Source organism: Corallococcus interemptor, from assembly GCF_003668875.1.
In the GTDB taxonomy this organism is placed as follows: domain Bacteria; phylum Myxococcota; class Myxococcia; order Myxococcales; family Myxococcaceae; genus Corallococcus; species Corallococcus interemptor.
The window spans coordinates 99603-111545 of record NZ_RAWM01000012.1; the positions used below are offsets into that span (position 1 = coordinate 99603).

General features: G+C 71.5%; 9 protein-coding genes. 7 read left to right on the forward strand and 2 right to left on the reverse strand.

The window, feature by feature from the left end; all coding sequences use genetic code 11:
- The first annotated feature begins 17 nt into the window (after nucleotides 1-17).
- The 3 genes from D7X96_RS07110 (at nucleotide 18) to D7X96_RS07120 (ending at nucleotide 3056) form a co-directional block, all read left to right on the forward strand.
- Nucleotides 18-686 carry a hypothetical protein gene (locus tag D7X96_RS07110; RefSeq protein ID WP_121769312.1) on the forward strand — a complete coding sequence of 223 codons (669 nt, stop codon included), beginning with the start codon at nucleotides 18-20 and terminating at the stop codon, nucleotides 684-686.
- Between the two features lie 67 nt (nucleotides 687-753).
- Nucleotides 754-2100 (forward strand): S1 family peptidase, encoded by a 1347-nt coding sequence (locus D7X96_RS07115; protein WP_120547552.1) that lies wholly within the window; start codon nucleotides 754-756, stop codon nucleotides 2098-2100.
- Entirely contained in the window at nucleotides 2088-3056 is a 969-nt protein-coding gene (locus D7X96_RS07120) for an FHA domain-containing protein (RefSeq protein WP_121724521.1), read from the forward strand. The genes D7X96_RS07115 and D7X96_RS07120 overlap by 13 nt, the downstream gene beginning before the upstream one ends.
- Nucleotides 3057-3082: 26 nt before the next feature.
- Here D7X96_RS07120 and D7X96_RS07125 read toward each other — a convergent pair whose 3' ends face one another.
- On the reverse strand, nucleotides 3083-4063 hold the full coding sequence (locus tag D7X96_RS07125; RefSeq protein WP_120547554.1) for an aldo/keto reductase: 981 nt from the start codon (nucleotides 4061-4063) through the stop codon (nucleotides 3083-3085).
- Nucleotides 4064-4121: 58 nt separating this feature from the next.
- On the opposite strand from D7X96_RS07125, the gene D7X96_RS07130 reads away from it, so the two are divergent.
- Nucleotides 4122-5318: a cytochrome P450 gene (locus tag D7X96_RS07130; protein ID WP_121769313.1), complete on the forward strand. Its 1197-nt coding sequence runs from the start codon at nucleotides 4122-4124 to the stop codon at nucleotides 5316-5318.
- 70 nt (nucleotides 5319-5388) lie between these two features.
- Here the strand turns inward: D7X96_RS07130 and lon are convergent, their stop codons facing one another.
- Entirely contained in the window at nucleotides 5389-7848 is a 2460-nt protein-coding gene (lon, locus tag D7X96_RS07135; protein WP_120547556.1) for an endopeptidase La, read from the reverse strand.
- Nucleotides 7849-8118: 270 nt separating this feature from the next.
- On the opposite strand from lon, the gene D7X96_RS07140 reads away from it, so the two are divergent.
- From D7X96_RS07140 to D7X96_RS07150, 3 genes are all read left to right on the forward strand, one after another.
- Nucleotides 8119-9336 carry a vWA domain-containing protein gene (locus D7X96_RS07140; RefSeq protein WP_120547557.1) on the forward strand — a complete coding sequence of 406 codons (1218 nt, stop codon included), beginning with the start codon at nucleotides 8119-8121 and terminating at the stop codon, nucleotides 9334-9336.
- 235 nt (nucleotides 9337-9571) lie between these two features.
- Nucleotides 9572-10438: an ImuA family protein gene (locus tag D7X96_RS07145; protein ID WP_120547558.1), complete on the forward strand. Its 867-nt coding sequence runs from the start codon at nucleotides 9572-9574 to the stop codon at nucleotides 10436-10438.
- A 13-nt stretch (nucleotides 10439-10451) separates the two neighbouring features.
- A partial coding sequence (locus D7X96_RS07150) for a Y-family DNA polymerase (RefSeq protein ID WP_147468253.1) occupies nucleotides 10452-11943 on the forward strand: 1492 nt, incomplete at its 3' end.

Sequence of the window (11943 nt, forward strand, 5' to 3'; positions counted from 1 at the left end):
GTTATCCTCGCAAGCCCGTGCTCCTGCCCGTCCTCACCGGTGTGTGGTTGTCGCTGTCCGGCGCGCTCGGCACGGAGCTGCGCCGGGACGGCTACAGCTTCCGTCCTCCGGACACCTTCCGGATGACGCGCTGGGAGCGCTACGCCGGATCGCAGGCGGGCGCGGTGTCCGGGGACGGCGTGCGCACGCGCGCCCTGTCCGCGGCCCTGGCGGACGGGGAGGGGCCGGACGCGGCCACGTTCCTCATCGCCGTCGTGGACGGGGGCTTCTCCGCGACCCCTTCGGAGCGCGACGCGTTCTCCACGGCCGTGATGCAGCACTTCCAGCGGGAACTGGGCGTAGCGCTGACGCCGGAGCGGGTGGACCGCGTGGGCGGGCCCGTGCCCCGGGTGGAGGTGCTGGGCACGCTGCGTGAGGCCGGACAGGTGCGCACGGTGCTGGTGGCGGGGCTGGCCTCGGAAGGCCGCCACGCCGTGGTGACGGTCAGCGCGCCGGCCGACCGCTGGGACGCCATGGCGCCCCGGGTGCGCGCGTCGCTGGAGACCTTCCGCATGGAGGCCCCGGTGGCGGGCGTGCTGTCGCGGCGGCTCGCGGGGGCGCTGGCGGGCACCCTGGCGGGCGCCCTGCTGGTGTCGTACGCGGCCTGGCGCCGCCGCCGGCAGGGGGAGGGCCCGGCCGCTTCTTGAGCCCTCTCAAGAGGGGGCGACAGCGTCCCCCGGTGGGGCTCGCGGTGGGATACGGTGCCTGCCGCCCATGTACTCCCTTCTCCTTGCCGCCGTGCTCGCGCAGGGGCCCGTGGCCCCTCCGGAGGCCGCGGCGTCCCCGGCGCCGCCGGTCCTTCCCGCGCCGGACGCGGGCGTCGCGGACGCGGTGGTGCCGCCCCTGCCGGTGGCATCACTGCCTCCGGCCACGCATGAGCTGTTCCGCCGCATCCAGGGCCGCGTCGCGCAGGTGCGCATCATCGAGCGCCGCTCCGGCACGAAGTCCTCCATCGGCTCCGCGTTCTTCGTGAGCGCGAAGGGCCACGCCCTCACGAACTACCACGTCGTCTCCGACCTGGTGCTCCACCCGGAGGACTACACGGCGGAGCTGGACCGGGGCGACGCGACGGTGCCGGTGCGCCTGCTCGCGGTGGACGTGGCCAGCGACCTGGCCGTCATCCAGGTGGACTCGCCCGTCAGCGACTTCTTCAAGCTGGAGGAGCACGAACCGCCGCAGGGCACGCGCCTGTTCGCCATGGGAAACCCGCGCGACCTGGGCACCACCATCGTGGAGGGCACCTACAACGGCCTGGTGCGCGACGCCCTCTACGAGCGCGTGCACTTCACCGGCGCCATCAACCCCGGCATGAGCGGCGGGCCCACGCTCAGCGGCGAGGGCGGCGTCGTGGGCGTCAACGTGGCCACCATGGGCAACCAGGTGGGCTTCCTGGTGCCGGTGGCCCGCGCGCGGACGCTGCTGGACAAGGCGCTGGAGCAGGGCGCTCCGCCGGACTCCGCCGCGCTGATGACGTCCGTGAAGGATCAGCTGATGGCCAACCAGCAGCGCATCACCGACCGGCTGATGGCCACGGACCTGCCGAAGCAGGCGCTGGGCGCCTACCGCGTCCCCGGCCGCTGGAGCCCGTTCCTCAAGTGCTGGGGCGACACGCCGCATGATCCGGAGACGCCCTACACGGTGACGAGCTACCAGTGCTCCTCCGAGGAGGACATCTTCCTGTCCTCCAGCCACCGCACGGGCGTGGTGGCCTACCTGCACCAGCACGTGGAGAGCCAGAAGCTGGGCGCGATGCGCTTCTCCGCGCTCTACAGCACGCTCTTCTCGCAGGACCCGGACGCGGTGGCCGCCACGCGCGAGGACGTCACCAACTTCCGCTGCAAGTCGGAGTTCGTGGACGTGAACGGCCTCACGGTGCGCGCCGCCATCTGCCTGCGCGCCTACCGCCGCTTCCCGGGCCTCTACGACCTGGTGCTGCGCGCGGCCACGCTGAACGCGACGACGCACGGCGTGGACACCAGCCTCACGCTGGGCGGCTTCTCCGCGGAGAACGCGCGCAAGCTGGCGCGCCGCTACCTGGAGGGCCTGTCGTGGACGAAGTGATCTTCCTGGAGGTGCTGGAAGGGGACGCCGTCCAGTCACGCCACCGGCTGGACAAGCTGCCGGTTTCGGTAGGGCGCGGCTACGCCAACGACATCATCCTGGACGACCCCAAGGTCTCCGCCGAGCACCTGCGCCTGGAGCGGCGCGAGGACGGCGCGGTGGTGCTGCACGACGTGGGCAGCGTGAACGGCACCTTCAGCGTGGAGCCGTGGGCGCGACTGAAGGAGCTGGTGCTCACCCCGGACACGCGCGTGTCCGTGGGGGACACGGTGCTTCGCTTCCGGCCGCGCTCGTTCATGGTGGAGGACACCGTCGTCAACGAGGCCCCGGCCTCACCGCGCGAGCGCCTCTTCGAACGTCCCCGCGCCTTCGCGCTGGCGATGCAGGCGCTGGTGGCCGTGTCGTTCATCTCGGAGCGGGTGACCCAGTTCGGGAAGACGGACTGGGGCGACCTGCTGTTGTCCAGCGTGCTGCCGCTGGGCCTTGCGCTCCTGTGGGCTGGAGGCTGGTCGCTGGCGAGCCGCATCGCGCGGCGCAGCTTCCACTTCCGGGTGCACGCCACCATCGGCGCGCTGCTGCTGTTGGGCTTCGCGGTGGCGCCGCCGCTGTTCGCGCTGTTGAGCTTCAGCTTCTCGCTGGGCGCGTGGCTGGGCTTCGTGCGGACGCTGGCCGTGCTGGGGCTGGTGGGGTGGGGGTTGTACTGGCACCTGCGCTACGTGACGCGCTGGCGCTCGGCGCGGCTGGTGCGCGGGCTCGTCATCGCGTCGCTGGGCGTGCTGACGCTGACCAACGTGTCGGAGCTCCTGGGCAACGAGCCCTTCAGCGAGTCGCTGGAGTTCCCCCGCTCGCTCCTGCCGCCGGTGCTGCGCGTGGCGCCGGCGCGCTCCATGGACTCGTTCTTCGAGGACGTGCAGCCGCTGGAGAAGAAGGTGGACGCGCTCGTGAAGGAGCGCTGAGGACGCGTCCACCTGCTGGCACCGGCCTACAGGCCGCGCACCGCGTGCGGCTTGTAGGGGGCCTCCAGCGCCTTCACCTCCTCGGGCGTGAGCTTGAGGGTCACGGCCTTCACCGCGTCCTCCAGGTGCTCGGGCTTCGTCGCGCCGATGATGGGCGCGGTGACGGCGGGCTTGGACAACAGCCACGCCAGCGACACCTGCGCGGGCGGGGCCTTGCGTCCTTCCGCCACCTGCTTCACCGCCTCCACCACGTCCCAGTCCCCGGGCTGGTTGTAGAGCACCGGCGACAGCGTGTCGGAGCCCGCGCGCGTCGTGGACTCCTTGTCGTCCAGTGACTTGCGCGAACCCGCCAGCAGCCCGCGCGCCAGCGGCGACCAGGGGATGACGCCCACGCCCTCCGCCTCGCAGAGGGGGATCATCTCCCGCTCCTCCTCGCGGTAGACGAGGTTGTAGTGGTTCTGCATGGACACGAAGCGCGCCCAGCCGTTGCGCTCGGACACGCTCAGCGCGCGCATGAACTGCCATGCGTACGCGGAGCTCGCGCCCAGGTAGCGCACCTTGCCCTGTCGCACGAGCTGATCCAGCGCGGACAGCGTCTCCTCGATGGGCGTGTTCGGGTCCATCCGGTGGATCTGGTACAGGTCGATGGTGTCCACGCCCAGCCGCTTGAGGCTCGCCTCGCAGGCCTGGGTGATGGCCTTGCGTGACAGGCCGCGCTCGTTCTGGCCGCTGCCCATGGGGAAGTAGACCTTCGTGGCCAGCACCACCTCGTCCATCTTCGCGTACTTGCGCAGCGCGCGGCCCGTCACCTCCTCGCTGACGCCGTCCGAGTACATGTTCGCGGTGTCGAAGAAGGTGACGCCCAGCTCCACCGCGCGGCGGAAGAAGGGTTGAGCCGCCTCTTCGTCCAGCACCCACGGGCGCCACTTCGGGGTGCCGTAGCTCATGCAGCCCAGGCAGATGCGGGAGACCCGCAGGCCCGTGTGTCCCAGGTTGGCGTATTTCATTCCGTCCGCTCCTTCGTCTTGAGTGCCAGAGACGTTCGCTGCTTGCGTATTGCCTGCCATGAGCGAGCGCTTCAACCTCCTGTCGCCGGAAGTGAAGGCCAACCCCTATCCCACCTACGCCCGCATGCGCCGCGAGGCCCCCGTGTGTCAGGTGGAGCCCGGTGGCATGTGGGCCGTGTCGCGCCACGAGGACGTCCTGCGCGTCCTCAAGGACCCGCAGCGCTTCTCCTCGCAGGGCTTCCGCGTGGCCACCAACCCGCCGTGGCTGGGCGGCAACCCCTTCTCCGAGTCCATGCTCACCATGGACCCGCCGCATCACGCCCGCCTGCGTGTCCTGGTGCAGAAGGCCTTCGGCGCCACGGCCATGGCCCGGCTGGAGCCCCGCGTGCGCGACCTCTGCCGGCAGGCGGTGGCGGACCTGCCCCGGGGCGTGCCCGTGGACCTGATGCCGCCGTACGCGCTGCGCATCCCCGCCGCGGTCATCAGCGAACTCTTGGGCCTGGACCCGTCGCGCGCCACGCGCCTGAAGCAGTGGGCGGACCTGATCACCGGCGGCGTCACCACCGTCCGGCCGGAGGAGGAGGACCGCAAGCAGCGGGCCCGCGACGCGGTGGCGGAGCTGCGCCACTCCTTCGGCGAGGTGCTGGAGGCCCGCGCCCGCGCGCCCGGCACGGACCTGGTCAGCGAGCTGCAACAGGCCCGCGTGGAAGGGGAGGCCCTGTCGAAGGACGAGCTCATCGCCTTCATGGCGCTCCTCCTGGTGGGCGGCATCGAGACGGTGGTGCACCTGTTGGGCGCGTCCCTCGTCGTGCTGAGGGATCATCCGGAGCTCTGGACCCAGCTGCGCGCGGACCGCTCGCGCATCCCCGCCTTCATCGAGGAGGTGCTGCGCTACGAGCCGCCCGCCCAGGCCGCGCCGCGCCTCACCACGGAGGCGGTGGAGCTGGGTGGGGTGCACCTGCCCAAGGGCGCCCCGGTGCTGGTGCTCCTGGGCTCCGCCGCGCATGACGACACGCACTTCCCGGACGGCGACCGCTTCAACCTGTCCCGCCCCGGTCCGCAGAACCTGCCCTTCGGCCACGGCATCCACTTCTGCCTGGGCGCGCAGCTGGCGCGCATGGAGGGCCGCCTGGCCCTGGAGGCGCTGCTGGATTCCTTCAGCCACCTGCAGGCTGGCCCGGAGCCCATGACGTGGCACCGCACGCTGGTGGTGCGCGGGCCCGCCACGCTGCCGCTCATCCTGCACGCGCACTGACCCCGCAAAGACGACGGGCAGGTCCCCGGTGAAGGGAACCTGCCCGCGTCACTGCTTCAACTCAGGGACCTTACGCCCGGACTTCCGCCGGGGGCGTGTCCGTGGTGGTCGCCGGGATGGCGGCGCCCTCCTTGAACGGAGACGTCTCCAGCGCGGCGCTGAGGACCTCGTCCATCTTCGTGGCGAAGATGAACTCCAGCTCGTTCTTCGCCTGCTCCGGCACGTCGATCAGGTCCTTGCGGCAACGCTCGGGCAGGATGACCCGCTTGATGCCCGCGCGGTGCGCCGCCAGGACCTTCTCCTTGATGCCGCCCACCGGCAGCACCAGGCCACGCAGCGTGGCCTCGCCCGTCATCGCCGTGTCGTGCCGCACCCGGATGCCCGTCAGCAGGCTGGTGAGCGCGGTCAGGATGGTGACGCCGGCCGAAGGACCATCCTTGGGGATGGAGCCCGCGGGGAAGTGCAGGTGGATGTCCGTCTTCTCGAGGAAGTTCGGGTTGATGCCGAGCGACTCCGCCTTGCTGCGCAGGTAGCTCAGCGCCGCCGTGGCGGACTCCTTCATCACGTCGCCCAGCTGGCCGGTGAGCGTCATGCCGCCCTTGCCCGCCATCTTGGTCGCTTCGATGAAGAGCAGGTCGCCACCCGCCGCGGTCCACGCGAGGCCCGTCGCGACACCGGGAACCTCCGTGCGCTCCGCGACCTCCGAGTAGAACGTCTCGGGCCCGAGGATCTCCTTCACGCGCTCGGCGCCGATGGTCTGCTTGTCCAGCTTGCCGCCGGCCACCTCCACCGCCACCGCGCGGCAGATGTCCGCGATGCGGCGCTCCAGGTTACGCACGCCCGCCTCGCGGGTGTACGACGTGGTCAGGATGAGCAGCGCCTCGTCCTGCACCTCGATGTGGTCCCCGTTGAGGCCGTGCTCCTTGAGCTGCTTCGGCACGAGGTGGATGCGGGCGATGGCCTGCTTCTCCTCGAACGTGTAGCCCGTCAGCTCGATGATCTCCATGCGGTCACGCAAGGGACCGGGGATGGGATCCAGCTGGTTCGCCGTGGCGACGAACATGACCTTCGACAGGTCGAACGCCACGTCCAGGTAGTGGTCGCTGAACGTGCTGTTCTGCTCCGGGTCCAGCACCTCCAGCAGCGCCGCGCTCGGGTCGCCGCGGAAGTCCGCGCCCAGCTTGTCGATTTCGTCCAGCATCATGACCGGGTTCTTCGTCCCGGCCTTCTTCATGCTCTGGATGAAGCGGCCCGGCAGCGCGCCCACGTACGTGCGGCGGTGGCCACGGATTTCGGCCTCGTCACGCACGCCGCCCAGCGACAGGCGCACGAACTTGCGGCCGGTGGCCTTGGCCACGCTCTGGCCCAGCGACGTCTTGCCGACGCCCGGGGGACCGACGAGGCACAGGATGGGCCCGCGCATGTCGTTCTTCAGCTTGCGGACGGCCAGGTACTCCAGGATGCGCTTCTTCACCTTCTTGATGCCGAAGTGATCCTTGTCCAGCTGCTGGCGCGCGTTCTCGATGTCGAGGTTGTCCTCGGACACCTTGGACCACGGCAGGTCCGCGATCCAGTCCAGGTAGGTGCGCGCGACGGTGTACTCGCTGGAGGCCGCCGGGATCGTCTTCAGGCGGTTGAGCTCCTTCTGGGCGACCTTCTCCACTTCCGGAGGCAGGGCGGCCTTCTTCAGGCGCTCCTGCAGCTCGTCGAGTTCTTCCTCTTCCTCGCCCATCTCGCCGAGCTCTTCCTTGATCGCCTTGAGCTGCTGGCGCAGGTAGTACTCGCGCTGGGTCTTCGACATCTCGCCCTTCACGGCGGAGTCGATCTTGTTGGAGAGCTTGAGGATCTCGCGCTTGCGGTTGAGCAGCTCCAGGACGAGCTTCATGCGCGCCTTGAGGTCGACCGTCTCCAGCACGGCCTGCTTCTCCTCGATGGGCACGTCCACGTTGGCGGCGATGAGGTCCGCCAGGTGGCCCGGATGCGTGATGCTCTCCACCAGCTCCGTGGCGGCGGCCGGCAGCTCGGGCATCAGCTCGATGACCTCGCGCGCCAGCTTCTTCAGGTTGATGCCCAGGGCCTCCACTTCGACGTTCTCGGAGGAGGTCTTGTCCTCCACCGCGTCGACGCGGGCCTTGAGGTAGGGGGCTTCCTGGACCAGCTCCATCACGCGGAAGCGCGCGAGGCCCTGGACCACGAGCGAGTAGTTGTCCTCGCCCATCTTCAGGAGCTTCACGATGCGGGCGACGGTGCCCATCGTGTACAGGTCGGACGCGCCCGGATCCTCTTCCTCGGCGCGGCGCTGCGTCACGACGCCGATGACCTGGTCGTCACGGACGGCGTCCTTGATCAGCGCGATCGTCTTCTGGCGGCCGACGGCCAGGGGCAGCACGCCGCCGGGGAAGAAGACACTGTTGCGCAGCGGCAGGATGGGCAGCACCTGCGGGATGTCTTCCTTGTTGATGAGCCCCGGAGGGGCCATCGCGGTGGGCATGGCGCTGGCCGCGGTGCCCTTCTTCTTCTCGTCAGACATGGGAGTTCGGCCTCTTCCTTGCTTGAACCCGGTCAGCAAGCGGCCGGGCCGGTGAACCATCCGGTTGTTTTCTGCGGCGGATGAACCAACGTAACAACCAAACCGGACATGGCAAACGCGATGTGCGTTATTTCCGTGCCTCGTTTTCTGTACGACGCTCCTCCTTTAACGGCCCAGAAGTCTCGCGTCCGGCGAAGGGGTGGGGCATGCTTGCCCCCCTCTCACGCTTGATGCGGTGCGCGAGCGCGCGCCCCCGCACTGGAGGCCGATGTGAAGCTCCACACCTGCGCCCACCTGCTGTCGCTGTCCGCGCTCCTGGCGGTCGGTTGCCACTCTCCCGTGGATGACGACGGATCCACGGTCCCGGACAGCTGCGAGGCGACGCCTCCGGTGGTGGCCCCCCAGAAGACGGACATCCTCTTCGTCATCGACAACTCCGGCTCCATGACGGAGGAGCAGCAGGGCATCGCCACGGAGTTGCCCGCCTTCGTCGCCGCGCTGAAGCAGGGCAGCGGTGTGATCCAGGACTTCCGCGTGGGGGTCATCACCACCTCCGTGTACCAGCGCCAGCGGGTGGCGGACGGGACGGACATCATCCGCGCCTTCCCGGATCAGGAAGGCCGGCTGCAGCCGGTGAAGGACGAAGCGAAGCAGCCCACCGGCGAGCGCTTCATCGAGAGCTCGGATCCAGACCTGCTGCCCAAGTTCCAGCGCCTGGTGGATCAGGGGACGAGCGGCAGCGGGCAGGAGGCGCCCTTCGAGGCGGTGCGGCTGGCGGTCGCCTCGCCCCTGGCCACCCAGCCCCCGGAGGAGGGAGGCAACGGAGGCTTCCTGCGCGACGACGCCCGCCTGCTGGTGGTGGTGGTGTCCGACGAGGAGGACTGCAGCTCCACGCAGCGCCCGCCGCCGGTGTACCTGGGGCAGGACCGGGCGGTGGATTCGTGCACCGAGCAGGGGGACAAGCTGACCCCGGTGTCGGAGTACTACCAGGCCTTCCAGGGCCTCAAGGACAGCCGGGGCGCGTCGCGCGAGGTGCTGTGGGCGACCATCGGCCCGGTGGCGCTGACGGACAAGCGCGCGGAGGTGACGACGACGACGGAGGGCGGCGTCACGTACGTGCGCAACGTCGACTGCCCGACGTCCTATGGGCCCGGCTACCGGCAGAGCGACATGGCGAAGTCGTTCGACGCGACGCGGGCGAACCTGGACTCCATCTGCAAGCCCAGCTACCAGCAGACGCTGCTGGACATCGCGGAGCTGGCCACGGTGGCGCAGAGCGTGGCCGTGGTGAACCTGCCGGATCCGCGGCTCGCGGTGGTGTACGTCACGCGCTCGGACGGCTCCGTGCAGACGTGCACCGCGGCCAATGGCGACTTCCGCTACGAGCCGCCCAGCGGCGACCGCTCCGCGCGCATCTTCTTCCTGGGGCCGTGCCTGCGGCGCGTGGGCGACACGAAGGTGGAGGTGAAGGTGCTGTGCGCCGGGTAGCCCGGAGCTGATCCGCGCACGCCGTCCACGAAGGGCCCCGCGAAGCACGCGGGGCCCTTTTTCGTGACCTGTCATGTCCGGTGCGAAAAAAAAGAAGGGCGCGGATCCGCCCTTGTCCGTCGAGTGAAGCACCCGACGCGACAGGTCCGGTCCGCTCGGAATGCCGCCTGCTCGGGTGTCAGACGGCTTCGGATACTGGCCCCATGCGCGCGAGTGCGCGCTGCGAGGAGGCCAGATGGGCGCGGCGGTCGAGCGGTCGGGGTTGGCGGTGGTGGAGGAGCTGCGCGAACGGATCCGCCAGCTGCAGGCGGCGCCGCGGCGCGCGCTGTCGGTGCTGCGCACGGGCGTGGACGCGGTGGACGCGCTGTTGCCCCAGGGCGGCCTGCCCCTGGGGACCTCCGTGGAGCTGTGCGGCGAGGCGGCGTCCGGGCGCACCAGCCTGGCGCTGCGCGCGGTGGCGTCCGCGCACCGGGAGCTGCGGCTGTGCGCGTGGGTGGATGGGCCGAAGGAGCTCTATCCCCCCGCCGCGGCGGCGCTGGGCGTGGACCTGGAGCGGCTGCTCGTCGTGCGGCCCCAGCTCTTCGCGCAGCGGGTGTGGGCCGCCGTGCAGCTGGCGCGCAGCGGGACGTTCACGGCGGTGGTGGTGGACCTGACGCTCGGCGTGGGCGTGCCGGGGCGGCCGGAGCGGCTGGCGCTGACGGAGGCGCGCAAGCTCGCGGACGCGGCGGCGCGGGGCGGGACGCTGGTGCTGCTCCTGACGTCGCCAGAGGCGCCCGCGGACGGGCTGGCGCGGCTGCGGCTGGAGGCCCGGGGCGTCCAGGGCTGGTCCGTGGAGCTGGAGCGCAGCCGGGGCGGAGGCGTGGGAACGCGCGTCGTGAGCCCCTGGAGTGAGCTGTACCCGGAGGTGGGGCTGGATGCCGGGGCGCGGCTGCTGGACGCGGACGCGGAAGCGCCGGGGGACGCGGGGCCGGGCTTCTACCGGGACCCGGGAGACCGCGTGCGCAACGGCCTGGGCATCCTGGGCCAGCGTCCCGGCCGTGACGCGCCCATGCCCTCCCTGGGGAGCGCGCTGTCCCAGTCCCAGTCTCAGGACGGACGCTGAAGGAGGGTGAGGCATGCGGAGGGGCTACCTGCACGTCACGCGCTTCCCGGTGCAGCGCAAGGTCATCGAGTCGCCCGAGCTGTCGGGCCAGCCGCTGGTGCTGGTGGAGGAGGTGCGCGGCCAGCGCCGGGTGGCCTTCGCCTCCACGCGCGCGCTGAAGGCCGGCGTGCGGCCGGGGATGACGCTGACGGCGGCCACCGCGCTGGAGCCCGGGCTGCGGCACTTCCCGTACCGGCCGAAGGACGAGGCCCAGGCGCTGGCGTCCCTGGGGGAGTCGCTGCTCGGCCTGTGCCCGGGCTTCCAGTGCGACGCGCCGGACGGGCTGTGGTTCGACGCGAGCGCGGCGCACCTGGTGGGGGGCGAGCCGGAGCTGGGCGCGCGCGTGCTGGAGGTCTGCGGTGAGCAGGGCTACCGGGCGCACGTGACGGTGGCGTCGGAGGCGTTCACCTCGCGGGTGCTGGCGCGGCATGGCTCCCGGCGCGTGGAGGTGGTGGCGGAGGGGCAGGGCGCGCGCGCGCTGGCGCCGCTGCCCCTGAGCGCGCTGGAGGACGGCTCGGCGAAGGCCTTCTCCGTCCTGGGGCTGTCCACGCTGGGGGAGGTGGCGGCGCTGCCGGCCGGAGCGGTGACGGCGCGCGGAGGCGCGAGCGCGGCCCGGGCCCACGCGCGGTGCCGGGGCGTGGACGACACGCCCTTCACGCCGGATCCGCTGGAGGAGGTGCTGGAGGACCGGGTGGTGCTGGACGCGCCCGCGGACACCTTCGAGCCCGTGCAGTTCGCGCTCAAGACGCTGCTGGACAGACTGGGCGCGCGGCTCTCCGGGCGGCAGCGGGCGGCGGTGCGGCTCACCTTCGTGCTGCGCCTGGACCCCACCGGCGAGGCGCAGGTGCCGCTGCTCCTGGCGCGGCCCACGGCGCGCGCGAAGCTGCTCCTGGACCTGGCGCGGCACCGGCTGGGGGAGCTGCGGCTGGAGCGGCCGGTGGCGGAGGTCGCCGTGCGGGTGGACGCGCACGACGAGGACCTGGGCCAGCAGCTGGCGCTGGGGGACGCGCCGGAGGGGGACGCGGCCCTGGAGGGCGTGCTGTCGCGGCTGGCGACGACGCTGGGCGAGGAGGCGCTGTTCGCCGCGTCCCTGGAGCCGGTGCACCGGCCGGAGGCGGCGCACACGCCCAAGGCCTTCCATCCACCGGAGACGCGGCGGGGCCTGTTGTCCCCGTCCGGCCCGCTGGCGCCGGAAGGCCATGGCCCCGGAGCGCCTGTCACTGTCTGGCGCGAGACGGGGGCGGCCCGGGAGCGGCCGTCGCGGCTGTTGGCCCGGCCGGCCCGGCTGGACGCGGAGGTGGCGGCGTCCGGGGAGATGCTGGCGGCGCGGCTCGCGGGGCGGCGGCACCGGGTGACGGCCATGGCGGGGCCGGAGCGGCTGGGGGGCGAGTGGTGGACGGACACCCCGTACCAGCGGGACTACTACCGCGTGCACTTCGAGGGGCTGGGGCCCGCCTGGGTGTACC

Excerpts from the sequence above, each read along its gene's own strand:
- D7X96_RS07145 (WP_120547558.1), top strand. The coding sequence starts at position 9,572 with ATGGGCGCGGCGGTCGAGCGGTCGGGGTTGGCGGTGGTGGAGGAGCTG.
- D7X96_RS07125 (WP_120547554.1), bottom strand. The coding sequence starts at position 4,063 with ATGAAATACGCCAACCTGGGACACACGGGCCTGCGGGTCTCCCGCATC.
- D7X96_RS07130 (WP_121769313.1), top strand. The coding sequence starts at position 4,122 with ATGAGCGAGCGCTTCAACCTCCTGTCGCCGGAAGTGAAGGCCAACCCC.
- D7X96_RS07115 (WP_120547552.1), top strand. The coding sequence starts at position 754 with ATGTACTCCCTTCTCCTTGCCGCCGTGCTCGCGCAGGGGCCCGTGGCC.
- lon (WP_120547556.1), bottom strand. The coding sequence starts at position 7,848 with ATGTCTGACGAGAAGAAGAAGGGCACCGCGGCCAGCGCCATGCCCACC.